Origin of the sequence: Pseudoalteromonas pernae (genome assembly GCF_039831865.1) — a bacterium.
GTDB lineage: Bacteria > Pseudomonadota > Gammaproteobacteria > Enterobacterales > Alteromonadaceae > Pseudoalteromonas > Pseudoalteromonas pernae.
Window position 1 is genome coordinate 345895 of the sequence record NZ_JBDODM010000004.1, and the last position, 21972, is coordinate 367866.

A 21972-nucleotide genomic window follows, 5' to 3' on the forward strand; every position below is an offset into this window, starting at 1 on the left:
TAACAACAAAGTGAGAACCATGCCAACTAAGCAGATAATTCGCATCGTCATGATCATGTTGTTGCTGCCTATGATAACCCAAGCGCACGCAGCAATTAAGTCTATCAGCCAGTTTACGCAAAATATGAGCAAATATCCTGGCTATTTCACCTTCTACTATGCCAATGATGAAGGCAAACTTTACCTTGAAGTAGATAAGCTTAGAGCACCATTCTTGCTACAACAAAGTTTACCTTATGGTGTTGGTTCAAATGACATCGGTTTAGATAGGGGTCAGCTTGGCGGTACTTATATGGTGCAATTTGAACGTATGGGCAACAAAGTAATGTTGCGCGCGTTGAATACGTATTACCGCGCTTCTAGCACTAATAAAGCTGAGCAGCAAAGTGTTAACGAGGCATTTGCTTCGAGTATTTTGTTCGGTTTTGAGGTTAAAGCAGGTACCGATTCCCGTGTACTGATTGATTACACACCGTACTTGCTAACTGACGTACACGGTGTCAGTCGTACTTTGAGTGCTCGTAAGCAAGGCAATTTTAGTGTCGATGTTAGCCGCAGTGCGGTCAATATGGCGCGCACTAAGTCATTTGTAAAAAACACTGAACTGGAAGCAGTACTCACATTTACGGGCAATAATCCCGGTGAATATGTGAAGCAAGTCAGTGCAGACCCGTATGCTATCAGTGTAAATATGCATCATTCGCTGGTTGAATTACCTGACGATAACTACACCCCGCGTGCGTTCCACCCTCAATCAGGCTACTGGAGTATTGAGCACAAAGACTACTCGGCACCGCTTGGTGAGAGCATGTTTGTACGTTACATCCCGCGCCACCGCCTAGCTAAGAAAAACCCTGAGCAAGCCGTAAGTGAGCCGGTAAAGCCAATCGTTTATTACTTAGACCCAGGCGTGCCTGAGCCTGTTCGTACTGCACTTTTAGATGGTGCGCGCTGGTGGAATAAGGCCTTTGAAAAAGCAGGATACAAAAATGCCTTTCAGGTCAAAGTATTACCAGAGCACGCAGATCCTATGGATGTGCGTTACAACGTTATTCAGTGGGTGCACCGTGCAACCCGTGGTTGGTCGTATGGCAGTTCGGTGATTGACCCGCGCACGGGAGAGATTATCAAAGGTCATGTGACGTTAGGGTCGCTCCGCGTACGCCAAGACATTCTAATTGCAGAAGCGCTGGCCGCGCCTTACAAAAAAGGTGATGAGGTGACCGCTGAGTTGCAAGCTATGGCACTAGATCGTATTCGCCAGTTAAGTGCCCATGAAATTGGCCATACCCTTGGGATTGCCCATAACTTTGCGGCCTCACCAAAAGCGCGCGCATCGGTGATGGATTATCCACATCCACTTGTGAGCTTGAATGACCAAGGCCAACTAGACACCTCCAAAGGCTATGCCTCTGGTATGGGGGTGTGGGACGAGCAAGTGATAAAATACGGCTACAGTGATTTCGGCAAACAAAACGAACAACAAGCACTGAATAAGATCCTGCGAGAGAATGATGAACTAGGTCTTGAGTTCATTTCTGACAGAGATGCACGGGCGCAAGGTGGTGCACACCCAACCGGTCATCTTTGGGATAACGGTGAAAACCCAAGTGCAGAACTAGAGCGTGTGATGTCGCTGCGTCAAAAAGCGTTAGCCCAATTCGGTATCGAGAATATCAAAGCGGGTACGTCACTATCTCAGTTAGAAGAAGTATTGGTACCTCTTTACCTATTCCATCGTTATCAAGTTGAAGCGGCAGTTAAATTGATTGCTGGTGTTGATTACAGCTACGAAGTACGTGGCGATGGTGAAGTTCAAGGGGCAAAAGTGGTTGATGCCGATATTCAACGTCAGGCCATTGCGGCAATGATGCGCACCTTGGATGCAAAGGAACTGGTATTGCCCGAATCTATTTTGGCGTTAATCCCGCCTAAAGCTTATGGTGAATACACTACACGCGAGAGCATTGTTGGTCGCACCGGTATCACGCTAGATGCAATGGCGTTACCAGAGGTGGCTGCAAACCACAGTTTAGGTTTGCTATTACACCCGCAACGTGTAAATCGTTTAGCGCAGCAAGGTGCCCGCTCGAGCGAGGCTTACAGTTTAGACTCACTATTAGCGACGATTGTTGAACGCATTTTTGATAATGAACACGGCGATGCGATGGAAGCAAAAGTGCAGCATCGTATACAGTGGTTGACGGCGCAGCATTTCGCTACTTTGATTTCGAGCGATAAAGTCGCTCCTGAAGTGCAGGCACAATTTAAATTTTACCTAAAGCGTGTTGCTGATGATTATCGTCAGAACAAGTTGCTAGGCAGTGTCAGTTCAGGGGAAAGCGCATTTAAGCAACACCTTGCCGATGCGATTAATCAATTCCTTGAATCTGGCGACTGGCAGCAAAGTTTCAAGCCTTTACCTTTGCCACCGGGCTCACCTATTTAGCCGCATGCCCTAGCTTGGTAGGGTTAAATTTGGCATCATATACAGCCGCTTAGAGCCATGCTCTGGGCGGCTTTATTTTTAGTAATGGAAGTCATTATGCACATACATATTCTCGGCATTTGTGGAACCTTTATGGGCGGCATCGCAGCGATAGCGAAAGCGTTGGGCCACCACGTAACCGGGTCAGATCAGAATGTTTATCCACCGATGAGTACGCAACTCGAAGAGCTCGGTATTGAATTAGTGCAGGGGTACGACACGGCACAACTTGAACCCGCTCCAGATGTGGTGATCATTGGTAATGCCATGAGCCGAGGCAACCCATGTGTTGAGTATGTATTGGAAAAAGGGATGCGTTACACGTCAGGCCCTGAATGGCTTAAAGAACATATTTTGCGTGATAGCTGGGTGCTCGCTGTGGCCGGCACTCACGGTAAAACAACCACTGCAAGTATGCTGGCGTGGGTGTTGGAATATGCCGGATTGAAGCCTGGCTTCCTTATCGGTGGCGTAGTGCAAAATTTTGGTATTTCTGCTCGTGTGGGTGAAACACCATTTTTCGTCATTGAAGCAGACGAATACGACACTGCCTTTTTCGATAAGCGCAGCAAGTTTGTACACTACCTGCCACGGACGCTAATTTTGAATAATTTAGAGTTTGATCACGCTGATATTTTCGCTGATCTTGGTGCCATTCAAACTCAATTTCATCACCTTTTGCGCACCTTGCCTGCAAGTGGAAAAGCGATTTACCCAAGCGATGATAAAGCCTTAGTTGAGGTTATCAATAAAGGCTTTTGGAGTGAGCAAGAAACTCTGGGTGAGGCCCAATGGGACTATGAATTAATAAAAGCTGATGGCAGCGAATTTACCGTTCTATTTGAGGGTGAATCACAAGGTGTTGTGCGCTGGCAAGCCATTGGCGAGCACAACGTGAAAAATGCACTGATGACCATTGCAGCAGCACGTCATGTGGGCATTCCTGTTTCCAGCAGCATCGCCGCGTTGGCCGAATTCGTTTCTCCTAAACGCCGAATGGAACATAAAGGTACGGTGGCCAATGTGGATGTGTACGATGATTTTGCTCATCACCCGACTGCAATCGCCACAACCCTAGCTGGATTGCGTGCTAAAGTTGGCAATGAGCGTATCATTGCAGTGCTAGAGCCGCGTTCAAACACCATGAAAATGGGCGTACACCAAGAAACTCTGCTTGATTCATTACAGGCAGCCGATGACGTGTTCGTATTTGAGCCTGCGAATCTTGGCTGGTCGCTGCAAGAACGCGCGCAACAAGCGGGAGCGCACAGTCACACCGATATTGACGCCATGGTCGCAGAGATAGTTGCAACAGCCACACCCAATAGCCATGTGTTAGTGATGAGCAATGGCGGGTTTGGTGGTATCCATCAAAAGTTACTTGATGCCCTAGCACAAAAGGAAACCTCATGAGTACATTCAAAGAGCCAATTACCCTAGCGTTTAGTGGTGCTTCGGGCGCACCATACGGTTTAAAGCTGTTACAGGTGCTGATTGAGCAAGGTCATCAGGTGTTTGTGTTGATCTCCAGTGCCGCACGTGTCGTATTCGACACCGAATCGGGTATCAAGCTTTCAGGCAATGAAGACAAAGCAACTGAGCAACTCAGTGAATTGGTGGGTGCCGCACAAGGCCAGTTGAAGGTGTTTGGTAAAGACAACTGGTTTAGCCCTGTCGCATCGGGTTCCGCAGCGCCGAAAAAAATGGTGGTATGTCCATGCAGCGCAGGCACGGTATCCGCGATTGCTACCGGTGCTTCAGACAACCTGATGGAGCGTGCCGCCGACGTAGTGATCAAAGAGCGTGGCCAGCTGATTTTAGTGCCACGGGAAACACCGTTCAGTGAAATTCATCTTGAAAACATGCTTAAACTAGCGCGCATGGGCGTGACCATTATGCCTGCTGCACCGGGTTTTTATCATCAGCCTGAATCCATTGATGACTTAGTTAATTTTATGGTCGCCCGCATCTTAGACCATTTGGGGATCGCGCAAACACTTACCTCTCGCTGGGGTTATGGAGAGCAAAAATAAATGACCATTGCATTGAATATTCAAGGGTTAAAGAAAACCTACAAAAACGGCGTAGAAGCCGTTAAGGGTATTGATTTACAAGTTGAGCAAGGCGACTTTTTTGCTTTGCTAGGTCCCAATGGGGCGGGGAAATCCACCACTATCGGGGTGATCTCTTCATTGGTAAATAAAACATCGGGCAAGGTCGAAGTCTTCGGCCACGATATTGATACCGACCTTGAGGCGGCCAAATCTGAATTGGGGCTCGTACCGCAGGAATTTAACTTCAGTCAATTTGAAACCCTGCAACAAATCTTAGTTAACCAGGCTGGGTACTACGGCGTACCGCGTGCAGAAGCGCATAAACGTGCTGATAAATACCTAGCCCAACTTGGCTTGCTTGATAAAAAAGACAAAGCAGCGCGTACGTTATCCGGCGGTATGAAACGCCGTTTGATGATTGCCCGTGCGCTTATGCATGAGCCCAAGTTGTTGATTCTTGATGAGCCAACCGCAGGCGTAGACATTGAGTTACGTCGCTCTATGTGGGATTTCTTACGTGAAATCAACAAGCAAGGCGTAACCATTATCCTCACTACGCACTACCTAGAAGAAGCTGAATTGCTGTGTAAAAACATCGCCATCATCGATAAAGGCATCATTGTTGAGCACACCACTATCAAAGCGTTGCTCGCCAAGTTAGATAAAGAGACCTTTGTGTTGGACTTAAAACAACCTGTGCAACCGGTGAGCCTTGAAGGCTATCAGTTTACCCTTACAGACGAACATACGCTTGAAGTCGAAGTCGCTAAGTCTCAAGGCTTGAATGGCGTGTTCAGTGCACTGACTGAACAAGGCAACACTGTATTAAGTATGCGTAACAAAGCAAACCGTTTAGAAGAATTATTCGTTGGCTTGTTGAATCAAGGGCGAGGGGAGTAACCAATGTTGAAATATGGCGTTGCGCTTAAAAGTATTTGGATCAAAGAGTGTATTCGCTTTTTGCGAATTTGGGTGCAAACCTTAGTACCCCCTGCGATCACTATGACTCTTTATTTCGTGATTTTCGGTAGCTTGATTGGCTCACGCATCGGCGAAATGGGTGGCTTTAGTTACATGGAATTTATTGTTCCGGGTTTGATTATGATGTCGGTGATCACCAACTCATACTCAAACGTGGCATCAAGTTTCTATTCTACCAAGTTCCAAAAGAGCATTGAGGAGCTTTTGGTCGCGCCGGTGCCAAACTACATCATCGTATTGGGGTACATGGGCGGCGGTATGGCCCGAGGCATGCTGGTGGGCTTAATTGTAACTCTGGTGTCGCTGTTCTTTGTGGATATTCAAATTCACAACATTTTTGTGATTGTAGCGACGGTGATTTTAACCTCGGCAGTATTTGCTTTAGGCGGCTTAATTAATGCGGTTTATGCCAACAGTTTCGATGATATCAGTATTATCCCGACTTTCGTATTAACGCCGCTGACCTACTTAGGTGGGGTGTTTTATTCAATCACCTTGTTACCCGATTTTTGGCAGGGCGTGTCGCAAATTAACCCAATCATCTACATGGTGAACGCCTTCCGCTACGGTTTCTTAGGCGTTTCAGATGTGAATATCTGGTTTGCATTTAGTGTGCTACTGGTATTTATTACGGTGCTGTTCACCGTGGCACTGACTTTAATCCGCAAAGGTGTGGGGCTGCGTCACTGATGAGCGAAGCAAATTCAAGGTCAATTGTATCTAATCAGCCGAGCTTGCATGACAAGCTCGACGAAGTGGTTAATAAGCATTTACAGGCCGAATTCAAAAAGCCAATCGCGGCGCATACTCAAGCTGCATTTGATGAAGTGAATGAGAAGGTTAAAGCGTTTGCTGGGCCTGTTATTCTCGATTCATGCTGCGGTGTTGGTGAAAGCACGGCAAACCTTGCTAAGTTGCACCCTGAAGCCTTGGTCATTGGTATCGATAAGTCAGCGCATCGCTTGGATAAACACGATGTGCAATATCGTCAAGACGAAGATGCGCAATATATGTTGGTGCAAGCGGACTTAAACGATTTCTGGCGTTTAGCCGTGCAAGCAAAATGGCAGCCAACCCATCATTACTTGCTGTATCCAAACCCGTGGCCTAAGGCAAAGCATTTGCAACGTCGCTGGCATGGCGCAGCGGTGTTTCCCAGCATTGTACAACTTGGCGGTAAACTCGAGCTGCGCAGTAACTGGGATATCTATGTGCGTGAATTTGCCCGCGCATTGCAACTTGCTGGTCATCCAACACAAGTGAGCGAGTACGCAAGTGACATCGCAATCACTCCTTTTGAGCGTAAATATTGGGCCAGTGGCCAACAAAGTTATCGCTTGGTCGTCGATTTATAGGTATTACCAGTGAGCCCAGAGATGTTCTAAAAATGGGCTCATCATCGCCATTTGTGGTGTTAATGTCGTAAAAAATTCATGCAACTTTCTTAAATTTGACCAAAGCTGCAAGACTTTTTTAGGTGATTGCTATAAAGTTAGCCCAAGTAAATTGAACCGCTTGATGCCATTATTTACCGCATGCAAGCCAACCCAATTAGGTATGTCATGAGTGAAAAGCGTTTTGCCGTTGCATCAGAACAAAGCTTGATGCGCGTCTTTACGGTGCCTGAGGCTCCGGACTCAACGCTCAGTAAAATAGAAGCCAAAATATCCAGTAATTTGGCAGGCTTCCTGAACGAAAATATCGCCGCAGTTGAGAAACCGCTGCATGAGATCGAGCGCGACTTCGAATCTGCGCAGATCCCAGAAGAGCCAATGTTTGTCAGCGCTCATGCTCAAGACATCATGGAAAAGTTGGTTGCCCACTCTGTGCATACCGCTGCACCGAGCTTTATTGGCCATATGACGTCGGCATTGCCGCACTTTGTGCTGCCCCTGTCGAAATTGATGGTGGGTCTAAACCAGAATCTGGTAAAGATTGAAACCTCTAAAGCTTTTACACCACTCGAACGCCAAGTGATCGGCATGCTGCATCACATGGCCTACGATCGTGATGAAGAATTCTACAACAAGTGGATGCACAGCGCTAAAACCTCATTAGGGGCATTTTGTTCTGGCGGTACCGTGGCAAATATTACCGCTCTTTGGATTGCGCGTAACCGCTTGCTTAAGCCGGAAGGTGACTTTAAAGGTATCGGTGCGCAAGGTTTAGTGGCGGCGATGTTCCATTATGGCTATAAAGGTTTAGCGGTATTGGTATCAGAGCGCGGTCATTACTCTTTAGGTAAATCCGCTGATTTACTCGGCATTGGCCGTGACAACTTTATCTCTATCCCTACGGGTGAAGACAATAAGGTTGATGTTGAAGCTATGCGTAAAGAGGCGCTAGCGCTGCAAGCGCAAGGCATCAAAGTCATGGCTATTGTTGGTGTTGCTGGCACGACCGAAACAGGCAATATTGACCCGCTCAATGACATGGCCGACTTGGCACAAGAAATTGATTGTCACTTCCACGTTGATGCAGCGTGGGGGGGGGCTACATTGCTTTCGAACAATGCTCGTCACTTACTGGCTGGGATTGAACGTGCTGACTCCATCACTATCGATGCGCATAAGCAAATGTATGTGCCTATGGGGGCGGGAGTGGTGTTGTTCAAAGACCCAAGCGCGACGGATGCTATTGAACATCACGCCGAGTACATTCTGCGTAAAGGCTCTAAAGATTTAGGTAGCCATACGCTTGAAGGCAGTCGCCCAGGTATGGCAATGCTGGTTCATGCTTGCTTGAGCATTATTGGCCGCAAAGGCTATGAAATGCTGATTGATAAAAGTTTGGAAAAAGCCCGTTACTTTGCTGATTTAATTAAGGCAGAGCCGGATTTTGAACTTATCTCAGAGCCTGAACTTTGTTTGCTTACCTATCGCTACGTGCCACAAGCAATCAAAGAGCGTTTAAAAACGGCTGATGAACAAACCAAGCTGGATATCTATGCTGCGCTGAATCGCTTCACGGCGAGTATGCAAAAGCGCCAGCGTGAAGCGGGGCGCTCATTCGTGTCACGTACACGATTAACGCCTAAAGCTTATGGATATCAACCAACAGTGGTATTTCGTGTGGTGTTAGCTAATCCGCTCACCTCGAAACAAATCCTTCAGGATATACTTGCCGAACAGCGTGAGTTAGCGCTCTCCGATCCTATGTACAAGAAGTACTTATCTAAGTATCTATAACTGATTACTGAAATTGAGCAGGTCTCTGAGTAGGGCTTTGCGAACAGCATCATGTTCGCAAAGCAGCTCATGCTTAGCACCTTGATATGTTTTCAAAATGCCGTAATTTTGCACGTGAATGAAATCCGCATAAGGCGAGGTATCGACCACAGTATCTTTTTCCGCTGCGGCAATAAATAACGGGATAGGGCATTCACTTTTTCTAAGTTTATCAATCGCTTTAAAGGCGGCGTTGAGCCATTTGAAGGTGACACCGCCGAGCTGTAATTCTGGGTAACTGTTGTACAAAGCACGAAAACGACGATAACGCTCTTGTGAGTGTGTGAGCTCATTGTCACTGAAAGGCACTTCGGCGTAAGGGCCATGGCCGGGTACATAGTTGTCACCGCTGGTAAGGGTGCATACCGTGCTAGCCCAGAGTTTCGCGAGCCAGGGTTTTGTTGACCCTGTGTGGATTTGAAGCATCGGCGCACTCAAAAATATACCAGCAAACTCTTCAGGATAGCTACACACATAATCGAGAGCGATAGCGCCTCCCATGGAATGCCCTAGTAGTATCTTTTTGCCTCGCCAATGGCGATTAACCACTTGGGTAATGAACTGATGAAGGTCAGCCTTGTAGTCGTCAAAATGACCAACATACCCTTTGTGAGTGTCTTGCAAATGGCGATAAGAACGACCTTGACCTTGGTGATCGACGATAAAAACAGCCACGTTGTTACGGGCGAGCTCCCATAACAACTCTTGGTATTTTTGCGCAGCTTCGATGCGCCCAGAACTAATGACGATGGCATAATCAGCGCGATACGGTAAATGATAGGCGTAAAATAACTTACCGTGCTTAGTTTCCAAAAAATCAGAAGTCATATCTTGGTGCCAAAAATGGTCGATGGCTTCATCATTTTTAGAAAGCAAAGCTTCGCTGGAGTAAAACATTCAGTATTAGTTCGTAGGTAAATAGATGCTCGCTACTAAACCACCTTGCGGATGATTTTGCAACTCCAGTACCCCTTTGTGTGCCGCGATAGCCTTGGCTGCGATAGCTAAACCTAGGCCCGTGCCACCGCTTTGGCGAGTGCGGGCACTGCCAACACGATAAAAGGGCTCGGTTATATGTTTGAGCTCACTTTCTTCGACACCTGGGCCATCATCGCGAATAAGCAAGGTTATGGCATTCGCTTGTTGCGCTAAGCTTACGTCAACGGTGGAGTGTGCATATTTAATAGCGTTGCGTAATAGATTCTCGATTGCGCTGGCAATCAGTTGCGGGTCTACATCCAATGTTAGGTCATCACCGATTGTAGGCAGGTTAATTTGCTTATCCGAGGACTGCGCTTCAAATTGAGCGTCATTCAACACAGGCGTTAACAGCTGAGTAAGGGGAATTGTCTCGGTTCTTAACGTTTGTTGACGGTTCTCCAAGCGTGAAAGCATCAAGATGCGCTCAATCATTGAGTCCAATAGCTGCGCCTCTTTTTCGATACGCACCAACTGCATATTGGTTTTGTCGTCAGCATTATCTTGCGCCAAAGCGCAGGCCAACGATAAACGTGTTAATGGAGAACGTAGCTCATGGGAAATATCCCCTAATAGTGAGCGCTGGCTATTTACTAAGATCTCCAGTCGTTGCGCCATGCTGTTAAAGTCTTTCGCTAAATCACCGAGTTCATCACTGCGATTAGAGGTAATATTTACACGGGTATCGAGTTTACCTTCGGCAATCGCATTCGTGCCTTGGCGCAGTGAGTTAATAGGCCCTATCAGCGTGCGTGTGAACAGGAAACTCAATAACATAGAAGCCGCTATGGCGACAGTTACCTTCACCCAGTGAGGTATAAATTTGAGACGGAACATCCATGGCACTGGGCCACCGCGTTTAATTTCATACAATTGAAATTGGCCGTCAGGCAAATCCACTACTAGCGGGCCAATGGCATGATAATGTTCATGAAAGATAATTTGGGGCGGCATGTCCAAACGAAAGTTGAGTAGGCTTAAATCATCTTCATCAATCGCGGTGAAATTACTGTAGGCGATGTCTTTTTCTGGGGAGTATAAGTAAATCTTTTTACGCCCTTTGATTCTTGAGCGGTTTATAACCTGTTGCGCTGTGGCACCATATTTTTTCGCCGAAACTTCCAGTCCACGGCCTAAGCGGTGCAGTTGGCGCGCATCTTGTTCACGCAGGGGCTCGTAGCTAATTTCGCTAAAACTCACTGAACTCAAAGCGGCTAATGAAGCCACTGTGGCTGCCAGTGTTAGCCAAAACCACAAAAAGATTTTTACATAGAGCTTATTGAACACTTAGGCATCTCCAATAAGTACATAGCCAGCACCACGCACTGTGCGGATCCGTTCATTTTCAATATGTTCGGCAACCTTTTTACGTAAGTTACTGACATGCATGTCGATGGAGCGGTCGTAAGGGGCAAGACGACGCCCCAGTACTTGCTCGCTGATTTGCTCTTTGCTAACAATTGCGCTGGGCTCTTGCATCAACAGATGTAAAATCGCAAATTCAGTGCCGGTCAGGGTGAGCGCAGCACCAGCCACCTGCGCACTGCGGCTATGCATGCACACCGACAAGTCTGCGAACGCGAGTTCTGCTTTGGGCTGACTGTTATTAATGTGCTCTATACGGCGGGTAATAGCTTTGATTCGCGCCAGCAGCTCTCTGTGATTAAAGGGTTTCGGAATATAGTCGTCTGCACCAAGCTCAAGACCGAAGATACGGTCAAAGTCATCGCCTTTTGCGGTGAGCATGATCACAGGCACCAAAGATTGTGCTCGTAACCGTTTGAGTACCTCAAAACCATCAATAGTCGGCAACATGACATCAAGCAAAACCAATGCGTATTTGTTGCTTAGTGCAAGTTCGAGACCTTGCTCACCATCATGGGCACAATCTACCTCGAATCCTTGGTTTTGGATGTATTCACTCAACATGTTTGCTAGTTCAATATCATCATCAACTAATAGAATTCTCATTGTTTACTCTGTCTTATATCGCTCGATTCGTTTCATAGTAACTGAATGTTTTGCCCCATTGCGACACCTTTACACAACCTTTACATAGCGCTGACGTTGCTTTGCATTGCGCACGCTAAGCTAGTTAGCAAATATAGTTCACAACCTAGGACAACTTAGGAGTCCATTATGAAATTGAATAAGTTACTTACAGCAGCAGTGATTACAATTGGTCTCGCATCGTCAGCAGCAATTGCGGGGAAAGGTGAGCACCATAAACATGAGCGTGAAATGTTTGGTGAGCGTATGAGCCAATATCTAGAGCTATCACAAGCGCAGCAAGACCAAATCAAAGCAATTAGAGATGCGCAAAAGCAGCAACGCCCTGAACGAGGCGATAGAGCTGAACAAAAATCGCAATTTGACGCACTGACACAGACTTCTGAGAGCTTTGATGAAGATGCAGCACGTGCAATGATCGCTGCAAAGCAAGCGGATCATCTTGAGCGTCAGATTGCGCATATGAAAGCCAAACATCAAATTTGGAATATTCTGAGCACAGAGCAACAGCAGAAATTTGTTGAAATGAAAGAGAAACGCAAAGAGCGTCACGCGCAAAAGCGAGCAGAAAAACGGGGTGAGCGTTAGTCGCAATTGTGCTGAAAATAGGAGCCTGAGGGTTCCTTTTTTTATGGGCAAGACTTTTTATTTGTAATTTAATAGACGATCGGTCTAATATTGAGTCATGACAGTTTCAATCAACAAACCTCGCAGAGGTCGTCCGCCCAAAAGTCACAGCAATGAGCACGACACTCGTACTGCGCTTATTCGCAGTGGTTTAGAGCAGCTCACCGAAAGTGGTTTCGCCGCTTCGGGAATTGATGGCATCTTGAAAAAGGTGGGCGTTCCCAAAGGGTCTTTCTATCACTATTTTGCCAGTAAAGAGGCATTTGGCATGGCGGTTCTCGACAGCTACGCTACTTACTTTGCAAAGAAATTGGACTTATTTCTGCTGGATGAATCCCACTCGCCACTGGAGCGTGTGCGAAACTTTGTGATAGACGCACAGCAAGGAATGGCCAAACACGAATTTAAGCGCGGTTGCTTAGTCGGTAACCTAGGTCAAGAGGTCGATTTGTTGCCCGAGAGTTTTCGCCAACCTCTAATACAGGTTTTTTCTAATTGGCAGCAAAAACTGGCGCAGTGTTTTTATGCAGCCCAACACAATGGTGAGTTAGCCGCTTCGGCACAATGTGATGCGCTGGCCGAATATTTTTGGATTGGCTGGGAAGGGGCGGTAAGTCGCGCCAAGCTAGTGAAAAGCTCAGCTCCTTTAGAGAGTTTTTATTCTCAATTTATGATGAGTTTGCCAAAGTAGTATGGGCCTTTGGCCGTTTTGCGGATTCATTGTGTATTTTTGTAGACGATTGGTCTAATTTCAGGAGAACACGATGTTCAGTGGCGTTTTAATCGAAAAAGATGAGCAAGGTTATCATGCAAAGGTAAAGCAACTTGATGACAGTGTACTGATGCAAGGTGACGTTACCCTCAAGGTTGAGTACAGTACGCTCAACTATAAAGATGCGCTTGCCATCACAGGCAAAAGCCCAGTGGTCAGGCAATTTCCAATGATCCCTGGTATTGATTTGGTTGGTACGGTTGAGCAAAGCGACAGTCCGCAATTCAAGGTCGGCGATCAGGTGTTATTAAATGGCTTTGGCGTAGGCGAAGTGCATTGTGGCGGACTTGCGCAAAAAGCGCGATTACAGAGCAACTGGCTGATTCCGCTACCAAAAGCTTTCTCTCCAAGCCAAGCCATGGCCATTGGCACTGCCGGATATACTGCTATGTTGTGTGTTATCGCACTACAGAAAAATGGTGTGTCACCGGACAAAGGCGAAATACTGGTAACGGGTGCCAATGGTGGTGTTGGCAGTTTTGCCATTCATATTCTCAGTAAATTAGGTTACACCGTGGTGGCATCAACAGGTCGCCTTGAGGAATCTCCCTATTTACACAAACTTGGTGCTGCAGAGGTTATTGATAGGCAGACATTGAGTGAGCCAGGTCGCCCATTAGCGAAAGAGCGTTGGGCTGGAGTGATAGACTCAGCGGGTAGCCACACACTAGCAAATGCCTGCGCGAGTACTCAATATGGTGGCGTGGTAGCTGCGTGTGGTTTGGCACAAGGTATGGATTTCCCGGCTAGCGTGGCACCCTTTATTTTACGCGGTGTGACGCTTGTTGGCATCGATAGCGTGATGCGACCAATTGAGGACAGAATCGAAGCTTGGCAACAGTTAGGCGATATTATCGACCCAACAGTATTTGCTGATGTAGCGGTTGAAGTGAGTCTAGGTGATGTTGTAAGTACAGCCCAAGCCCTCATGGACGGACAGATACGTGGGCGGGTTATCGTCAACGTAAACAAGTAGGTATCTAAGCTTGTACCTAGATGAGCCATCTTCTAGGTACAAATTCCTTTCTGAATTTAAATTCCACTAAAGTCTGTTCTACATCAATCTCGTAAGTCTCAAATCTGTCTTATATTTATGAGTAAAGCTAATAAGTTTTACTGAAATTATGCCGTTTGCTAGCCAAAATAAAATTGATGCTGCTCTTGAGATATTGGACCGCGAGCAATTTATCATTTCAAAAGATTTAGATGAGCGTGGTCTGGGGCATGGCCTGCCAACAGAGGCTATTATCCGAGAACTATTGAAAGCCTTACCCGACGTTGGGCAAGATATTGATGTGATGCATATCGGAGCCGGCTCCGGTTACCTTAGTGCTGTGTTAGCTAAGCTATGTCACTTTGTCGTGGCGGTTGAGAGAAATGTGCAAGTAGCAGAGTTAGCAAAGCGCAACCTTCAAATTATCAATCAAGCAAATGTGAGCGTTATCAGCGATGACATTGCGAATGTTGCAACCCTTGATAAGCCTGTACAGTGTGTAATCTGTACGTGTTTTTTAGATGACGTGAAGTGCCTTTTAAACTTTATGTCCGAGGGGGCGAGCCTTATTCATTTCAGTGGTGAATTTAATACACCACAACTTCTTCATTATCAAAAAGAGCGCAACGAACTTAAATATCGAGGTTGTCTAGGTGAGCTCGACTTTCGCACTCACAGCCATTTAGTCATAGATATTCCGAGGCTTAACGATAATTCAAGTGAACCTGTTATTAGTGCTGTGGAAGATAAAAAAACGCTCAATGAGCTTTACGAGATGTTGCAACCTGAGCTGATAAATAATTACTCACGCAATTATTTAGAAATACACAGGATATTGCCTATTTACGAGAGTGATAACGTTATCACTCTGGTGACGGACAGTGAAGACATTAGCTATGATGACTTGCGCAGAATGCATCCTTGTAAACAAGTCGATTGTCGTGTCATCCCCACAGCAAACTTCAAACGACTTTGGTCTCATCTTGATGTTGTTTCTCGCGGAACGGAAATTTTCCATGAGTTGAATGAAGAAGCCACTCCCCAAGAAGACTTTGAGAAAATCGACACCACTATCAATCCATATTTAGTTTCAGTTTACGAAGATTTGTTGATAGAAGCGATTGGTGAGCGTGCCAGTGACATTCACCTAGAAATATATGGTGGTCATGTCCGCGTGAGACTAAGAGTTGATGGTGATTTACATGACTTTACTCGGATTCAACTGCATGGAGACGATTACAACGGGTTGATCAATGTCATTAAAATTCGTTCGCAGCTAGATATTTCAGAGCGCCGCCTGCCTCAAGGAGGGAGAACGAAGCTTAAATACGGTAGCGAAGATTATGACCTGCGGGTGCAAACCCAGCCGACTTTGCATGGTGAGCATATTATTGTTCGTTTGCTAAAGCACACGGGCAGAGCGATGACTATGGAAGGTTTGGGAATGTCTCCTAAAATCGCTGATTACTATCGACGCTTACTCAAAAACCCAGTTGGTTTAGTGTTAGTCGTCGGGCCTACAGGGTCAGGCAAATCAACCACGTTATACGCGGGTTTGCAGCAACTCGCAGACGATGGCACCCGAAAAGTTTTAACCATTGAAGATCCCATTGAATACTCTATTGATAATGTTCAGCAAAGCCATGTTAGACCGGAAATAGGCTTTACGTTTGCGCAGGCGCTGCGAGCTTTTGTTCGACAAGACCCTGATGTCATTTTAGTGGGGGAAATTCGAGATTACGAAACAGCATTGGAGGCGATTAGGGCGTCTCAAACGGGCCACCTTGTGTTATCAACGCTGCACAGTAATGACGCAGTGGATGCACTTCAGCGATTATACGACTTGCAAATTCATCCAAATTCTATAGCAAGTGAATTAATCGCCGTTATTGCACAGCGTTTGGCAAAGCGAATTTGCCCACATTGCAAAATTGAAGACTCCCCGAATGAGGAGTTGCTCAGCGAAGTATTTCCTGATGGAGTGCCGACAAAATTCAAATGCTACCGAGGCAAGGGATGTGAACACTGCGGCCAACGCGGAACAAAAGGCCGAATTGCGGTGATTGAATACCTTTATGCAAATAGTGATATTCGCAAAGCTATTTCAAATAAGCCTGATGTTGAGTCATTACGTTTGACTGCACTGGATTCCGGTTTAATTACGATGCGTGACAGTGCGTTGGCACATGTTATTAGCGGGCAGATAGCGCTCAGCGAACTGCAAAAAATACTACCCCAAGATCGTATGTCTCCAGAAAAAAGAGGGGAGTAAGCACTGATGATTAATGAAATTAAGCAGCAACGTATTCCCGCAGAAGAGGAGTTTATGGAGGAGTTAAATCGTCTGGCCGATTTTGATCCAATCAGCCCTCCTCCTGGGTGGTATTTATCTCCTTCAACTATTGAAAAGTTCATAATCGGTGATAAAAAACTGGGAATTGAGACCAAATTTTTTGCTCCACCGGGTGTTGTTTCTCGGGTCCTTGTTAGCCTTGCCTCTGGCAGAGGTAGTTTGTTGCTAGGGGAGCCCGGAACTGCAAAGTCGCGCTTATCAGAATTACTCAGTGCCGCGATATCAAAGGATTCCTCCTATGTAATTCAAGGAGGGGCTATCAAGGAGGTGCGGCAGCTACTCTACACTTGGAATCAGCATAGTGTTTCAGAGAAAGGCTTTTGTATTGAGTCTTTGGTTCCTACACCTTTGTTTCGTGCGATGGAGCTAGGTAAGGTTGTTCGCTTCGAAGAAATTTCTCGATGTGACCAGCCCATTCAAGATGCAATATTGAGTTTATTGTCGGAGCGTGTGATTAGTATTCCTGAACTTCCACACGAACAGAGTCTGTTATACGCCAAGGCGGGATTCAATATTATCGCTACTGCCAATAATTTGGATGTGGGTATTAAGGATATGAGCGCTGCGCTAAAAAGGAGAATGAGCTTTGAACATATTTGTCCGATAAAGCGACTCGAGGATGAGATCTTGGTTGTCATGCGTGAGGTTCGAAAGTTGAACGCTAATGCGGGACTATCAGTTGTGCTTGATGATGAGATTTTTGAAGTACTCACCACAGTTTTTCATGAACTGCGCACAGGACAAACATGTGATGGGCTCACAACAGATCGTCTTGCTGGCGCGACCATGTCAACGGCGGAAATTATTTCTGTTGCGCACGCATTTTGTGTTCAGGCGCATTATTTTAATAACGGTGATATTAACCTTGAAAATATTGCACATTCTCTCATCGGTGCGGCTTTAAAAGATGAGCCAGCCGACAAACGGCGTCTGATGCATTATTTTGAATCGCAGATTTCGACAAGAAGAGGCAAAGTTTGGAGTGCGCTATATTCGCAGCGGCATTTACTGCGCTAGATGACTAGTTGCCAAGCGCGCAAAAAAATACGCGACCGTAAAGGTCGCGCTGACGGAATTTTCCGGCATCCTGCCAGTATTGAAGCAAGTTCAATTCCCTGTAATCACGAAGTGATCAGCCGCTGCATGTGCTGCGGTTTCATCCTTGTCCCCTTTTCCTGTGACAGCCTGTCAATGAGTCATGTGGACTAAATGTAGTTGGCATTTTTATTCACACTACCCAGGTTCAATTCTTCACTTCCTGTGCATCAACGCCCTGTTGACATTCCTTGGGTGAACCAAACCCGTTGTCCTTAATACTTCCTTGTAGCGTGTAGGTCTATTTACACGTCCGTATTTACTTTCCTTGTCCCTAGCGTCCTGCTCGAATGCTCTCTTCCTTGAACATCGGTTTTCCTTAACTTTACCGCTCATATGCCCTCACAAGCGATGGACTAAGTATATGGGATAGAAAACCTGATAACAGCCAATCAACAGCAATCTAATGTTAGTCATATTACTGAAATAAAAGGTAAATCATATAAATATCAGTACTTTAGATTTTTTTAGTTGCATTTTTAAGCACCAGATAGCGCAATAACCTGATCGTTTGTGAGATATATCTCACAATAAAAATGGCGAAGGTGGAAGTTGTTCAGCTCGCTGTCAGTTTTGCACTGTACATTTCTCTTCTTAATAGTAAGATGCGCTTGATAATTATTTTTATTTAAATTGGAGGCTTTAATGAAAAAAGCATTTGGACTCGCTGTAGCGTCTGTCATCTCGGTATTAGCATCCACGACGGCTATTGCAGAGGAAACGGTCAATATTTATTCCTTCCGCCAACCTTTTTTGATTGAGCCTATTTTAGAAAAATTTACTGAGCAAACGGGTGTTAAAGCTAATGTCGTGTTTGCGAAAAAAGGCCTTATTGAGCGCTTAAAGCGCGAAGGCAAGCACACTCAGGCAGACCTTGTTCTGACTTCTAATTTCAGCGCGCTAATGCAGCTTGAAGACATGGCGCTTACGCAAGCGATTAGCAGTGACACGGTTGACGCTAATATTCCTGCTGGGTTTCGCGATCCGCAAGGGCAGTGGGTAGCACTCACTAAACGCGTCCGTAATGTTTATTCATCAAAAGACCGTGTCGGTAAGCTCGATACGCTACGTTATGAAGATTTAGCTACAGAGGCATACAAGAATAAGGTGTGTATGCGCCCAGGCAAGCATCCATACAACCTAGGATTGGTTGCGTCTATGATTGCTCACCACGGTGAAGCGCAGACTAAAACTTGGCTAGAAGGGCTAAAGGCAAACCTAGCGCGTAAACCTCAAGGTAATGACCGAGCTCAAGTTAAAGCGGTTAAAGAAGGTTTATGTGACGTAGCTATCGGTAACAGCTACTACTTCGGCAAGATGATCGAAGATGAGCAACAAAAAGCATGGGCCGACTCGGTATTTATTAATTTTCCTAATCAGCAAGACCGAGGTGCGCATGTGAATGTTTCTGGTGTGGTGCTAACCAAACATGCCAAAAACAAGGAAAATGCCTTGAAACTGATCGAGTTTATGACCGACAATACGGCACAAAATATGTATGCCTCTGTCAATATGGAATATCCGGTTAAGCCGGGCGTACCATTGTCTGAGCTTGTTGCCTCTTGGGGTAAGTTCAAAGAAGACACTCTGCCATTGTCTGAGATCAGCAAACACCGCGCCGCGGCGTTAAGACTGCTTGATGAGGTTAAATTCGACCTGTAATTAATAGGTATCAATGCAGTTTAAATTTTCGCTGTCATCGTGGCAGCTGATTGCATGGACGACAGGCTTAGGCCTGTCGTTGCCGTTATGCTTCCTTATTTTTGAATCTCTGCAAAGTGATCCTGAGGTGTTTGCGCATCTGTGGGATACTGTGCTGTGGGATTACATCAACAATACCGTGTTGTTGATCATTGGCGTTGCTTTTCTCAGTTGTTTAATCGCCTTGCCTCTGGGGTGGCTGGTGGCTTATTGCGACTTTCCCGCAAAGAAACAGTTCGAATGGGCACTTATGTTGCCTTTGGCTATGCCTACCTACCTGATTGCTTATGTGTACACCGACTTATTTGATTACGCAGGGCCGGTACAAATTGCGCTGCGTGATTATTTTGGTTGGCAATCGCCAGAGGACTATTGGTTTTTCGATATTCGTACCTTGGGTGGTGCGACAGTGATGATAGCCTTAGTGCTCTACCCGTATCTTTTCCTTATTTTTAAAACCGCACTGAAAGAGCAATCTCATAAACTAGTGCATGCGGCGCAAATTATGGGCCACAGTCCTACTAAAAGTTTTTTCACGGTCAGTTTACCCCTTGCAAGAGGTGCGATTGCGGCAGCTATAGCGCTGATCAGTATGGAAGCCATGGCTGACTTCGCCACGGTCAGTTACTTCGCCGTGAGCACCTTAACAACGGCCGTTTACGATACTTGGTTTGGTTATTACTCACTAACTGCGGCGGCCAAAATCTCGGGGATCATGTTGCTGATTTTGTTTGTTGCCATTGTTGTGGAGCGCTATTCACGCAGAAACCAGGCGGTATACGAGCGACAAACTCAACTCAGTAATGAGCCCTTGTATACGTTATCTGGCACTAAAGCGTGGGCGGCAACAGCATTTGCTAGCTTTATTCTCCTGATTGCGTTTGTTATTCCTGTGGCCGTGCTTTTAGAGTACGCCGTCGATTACTTCGATCAGGCGTGGAATAACGAGTTCTTTGTCTACGCATGGCATAGCTTGAAAATCTCTGCTGTGGTCAGTTTGGTGACCATACTCTTGAGTATTGTTGTGGTTTACTCGCAACGTTTAGCACCAAGTAAATTGAGCCTTTGGCCAGGGCGACTTGGGAGTACGGGCTACGCGCTACCGGGTACGGTATTAGCGATAGCCGTATTGTTACCTCTAACTACATTTGAAGACTACCTCAATCAGTGGCTTGAATCGTCAAGTTGGCAGCCAGGCTTATTTTTGAGTGGTACTTTATTCGCTATTATCTTTGCTTATGTAGTACGTTTTTATGCTATCGCCCACGGCAGCATTGAGTCGAGTTTTAGTCGCATCAGCCCAAATTTAGATATGGCTAGTCAATCCATGGGACGCAGCCCTAGGCAAACATTGACCAGCGTACATATACCGATATTACGTCGTGGCATTCTTACAGCAGCACTATTGGTGTTTATCGAATGTATGAAAGAGTTGCCGGCAGCCTTGTTGCTTAGGCCGTTTAACTTTGAAACACTGGCGACCCACGTATTTCAGTATGTCAGTGACGAGCAACTAGAACTGGCCTCAGTTGCGGCCGTTTTTATAGTTGTTGTGGGATTGATCCCGCTGTATTTTATTAATCGCTCAATGGAACATAAACACTAATGTCAGCGCAATTACACTTGGAAAATATTAGCTTTAACTACGGTGAACGTGCTGTGGTCAATGAACTAAGTTTGCATCTAGGTGACAACGAAATTTTGTGTTTATTGGGAGCTAGCGGTTGCGGTAAAACCACGACACTCAAAGCCATTGCTGGTTTGTTGCGTCCTCACTCAGGTGTTATTCGCCTTGGCAATAAAACCGTGTGTGATAGCAACAACTTTGTGGCGCCGCAGCATCGCAACATAGGTATGATGTTCCAAGACTACGCGTTATTTCCGCATCTGAACGTGGCGCAAAACATTGCCTTTGGTTTGCAGGGGATGTCGAAACAAGCACAAAGCGAGCGCGTAAAGGAAATGCTAGCCTTGGTTCACCTAGAGGAGTTTGCAGGGCGTTACCCCCATCAGTTATCGGGAGGTCAACAACAGCGAGTGGCTATTGCGCGTGCGCTTGCTTACAAGCCGAGCTTATTATTGCTGGATGAACCATTCTCTAATATTGACCATCAAGTTCGATACCAGCTCATAGCTGATATACGCCACATTATTAAAGATCAGCAAGTGTCCGCTATTTTTGTGACCCATTCGAAAGAAGAGGCTTTTGCCTTTGCTGATACCCTAGCGGTGATGCATAAAGGGCAAATTGCTCAACAGGGCACACCGCAAGAATTGTTTCATCACCCTCGCTCTCGCGTGGTGGCAGAGTTTTTGGGTGAAGGCCTATACCTTGATGCGCAAAAACAAGATGACTATCACTTCGAAACGCCCTTTGGTGTGGTCAAGTCGCAACTTGCAATTGCCGGTGAGCAAAGTACTGGTCAGCTCTATGTGCGCCCCCATGAGTTGCGACTCGTTGCTGACGATAATGGGCCGGTGACGGTTATCTCGAAGCGCTTTGTTGGCACCGAATATGTGTATCGAGTACGCGTGTTTGACCAAGAGATTGAAGTGCCTGTGAGCCAACCTGAACAAGAGTTTTTGCCGACACAAAGGCTATCGATTACAATTACCTCACATTCGGTAAATTTCTTTACCAATTAATCGCCCATTCAGAGCGCTTATGAAAGCGCTTTTGGCACATAACAAT

At 46.1% G+C, this 21972-nt stretch carries 18 protein-coding genes; 15 read left to right on the plus strand and 3 right to left on the minus strand.

Translation table 11 applies throughout. From position 1 onward, the window contains the following. Positions 1–19 precede the first annotated feature (19 nt). The 7 genes from V1358_RS11875 to panP all read left to right on the plus strand — a co-directional run bounded on the left by V1358_RS11875 (position 20) and on the right by panP (position 8711). On the plus strand, positions 20–2449 hold the full coding sequence (locus tag V1358_RS11875; protein WP_347393665.1) for a zinc-dependent metalloprotease: 2430 nt from the start codon (positions 20–22) through the stop codon (positions 2447–2449). 96 nt (positions 2450–2545) lie between these two features. Next, complete coding sequence (gene mpl / locus V1358_RS11880) at positions 2546–3901, plus strand: UDP-N-acetylmuramate:L-alanyl-gamma-D-glutamyl-meso-diaminopimelate ligase (RefSeq protein WP_347393666.1); 1356 nt, start codon at positions 2546–2548, stop codon at positions 3899–3901. After that, a complete protein-coding gene (locus tag V1358_RS11885; RefSeq protein WP_347391635.1) occupies positions 3898–4521 on the plus strand; it encodes a flavin prenyltransferase UbiX in 624 nt (207 codons plus the stop codon). The genes mpl and V1358_RS11885 overlap by 4 nt, the downstream gene beginning before the upstream one ends. After that, a complete protein-coding gene (locus tag V1358_RS11890) occupies positions 4522–5442 on the plus strand; it encodes an ABC transporter ATP-binding protein (RefSeq protein WP_347393667.1) in 921 nt (306 codons plus the stop codon). 3 nt (positions 5443–5445) lie between these two features. After that, positions 5446–6213 carry an ABC transporter permease gene (locus V1358_RS11895; RefSeq protein WP_347391633.1) on the plus strand — a complete coding sequence of 256 codons (768 nt, stop codon included), beginning with the start codon at positions 5446–5448 and terminating at the stop codon, positions 6211–6213. After that, entirely contained in the window at positions 6213–6878 is a 666-nt protein-coding gene (gene trmB / locus V1358_RS11900) for a tRNA (guanine(46)-N(7))-methyltransferase TrmB (protein ID WP_347391632.1), read from the plus strand. The genes V1358_RS11895 and trmB overlap by 1 nt, the downstream gene beginning before the upstream one ends. Before the next feature lie 207 nt (positions 6879–7085). Then, complete coding sequence (gene panP, locus V1358_RS11905) at positions 7086–8711, plus strand: pyridoxal-dependent aspartate 1-decarboxylase PanP (protein WP_347393668.1); 1626 nt, start codon at positions 7086–7088, stop codon at positions 8709–8711. On the opposite strand, the gene V1358_RS11910 is transcribed toward panP, so the two are convergent. Genes V1358_RS11910 through V1358_RS11920 form a run of 3 tightly spaced genes read right to left on the minus strand, consistent with a single transcriptional unit; the run spans position 8706 to position 11699 of the window. Then, complete coding sequence (locus tag V1358_RS11910; protein ID WP_347393669.1) at positions 8706–9647, minus strand: alpha/beta fold hydrolase; 942 nt, start codon at positions 9645–9647, stop codon at positions 8706–8708. The two genes, panP and V1358_RS11910, sit on opposite strands and share 6 nt — an antisense overlap. Positions 9648–9653: 6 nt before the next feature. Further along, positions 9654–11015, minus strand: coding sequence for an ATP-binding protein (locus V1358_RS11915; RefSeq protein WP_347393670.1), 1362 nt, complete (start codon positions 11013–11015; stop codon positions 9654–9656). Continuing rightward, positions 11016–11699, minus strand: a complete 684-nt coding sequence (locus V1358_RS11920) for a response regulator (RefSeq protein WP_347393671.1) — start codon at positions 11697–11699, stop codon at positions 11016–11018. Positions 11700–11867: 168 nt separating this feature from the next. On the opposite strand from V1358_RS11920, the gene V1358_RS11925 reads away from it, so the two are divergent. The 8 genes from V1358_RS11925 to V1358_RS11960 all read left to right on the plus strand — a co-directional run bounded on the left by V1358_RS11925 (position 11868) and on the right by V1358_RS11960 (position 21926). Continuing rightward, positions 11868–12326 carry a Spy/CpxP family protein refolding chaperone gene (locus tag V1358_RS11925; protein ID WP_347393672.1) on the plus strand — a complete coding sequence of 153 codons (459 nt, stop codon included), beginning with the start codon at positions 11868–11870 and terminating at the stop codon, positions 12324–12326. A 97-nt stretch (positions 12327–12423) separates the two neighbouring features. Next, on the plus strand, positions 12424–13056 hold the full coding sequence (acuR, locus tag V1358_RS11930; RefSeq protein ID WP_347393673.1) for an acrylate utilization transcriptional regulator AcuR: 633 nt from the start codon (positions 12424–12426) through the stop codon (positions 13054–13056). Between the two features lie 73 nt (positions 13057–13129). Next, complete coding sequence (acuI, locus tag V1358_RS11935) at positions 13130–14113, plus strand: acrylyl-CoA reductase (NADPH) (RefSeq protein ID WP_347393674.1); 984 nt, start codon at positions 13130–13132, stop codon at positions 14111–14113. Between the two features lie 148 nt (positions 14114–14261). Further along, a complete protein-coding gene (locus V1358_RS11940; protein WP_347393675.1) occupies positions 14262–16403 on the plus strand; it encodes an ATPase, T2SS/T4P/T4SS family in 2142 nt (713 codons plus the stop codon). A gap of 6 nt (positions 16404–16409) precedes the next feature. Then, complete coding sequence (locus V1358_RS11945) at positions 16410–17501, plus strand: ATP-binding protein (RefSeq protein ID WP_347393676.1); 1092 nt, start codon at positions 16410–16412, stop codon at positions 17499–17501. A 723-nt stretch (positions 17502–18224) separates the two neighbouring features. Next, a complete protein-coding gene (locus tag V1358_RS11950) occupies positions 18225–19241 on the plus strand; it encodes a Fe(3+) ABC transporter substrate-binding protein (RefSeq protein WP_347393677.1) in 1017 nt (338 codons plus the stop codon). A 13-nt stretch (positions 19242–19254) separates the two neighbouring features. Beyond that, positions 19255–20886, plus strand: coding sequence for an ABC transporter permease (locus tag V1358_RS11955; RefSeq protein WP_347393678.1), 1632 nt, complete (start codon positions 19255–19257; stop codon positions 20884–20886). Next, the gene (locus V1358_RS11960; RefSeq protein ID WP_347393679.1) at positions 20886–21926 is read left to right on the plus strand and encodes an ABC transporter ATP-binding protein; all 1041 of its coding nucleotides are present in this window, start codon (positions 20886–20888) and stop codon (positions 21924–21926) included. Before V1358_RS11955 ends, V1358_RS11960 begins: the two co-directional genes overlap by 1 nt. Positions 21927–21972 lie beyond the last annotated feature (46 nt).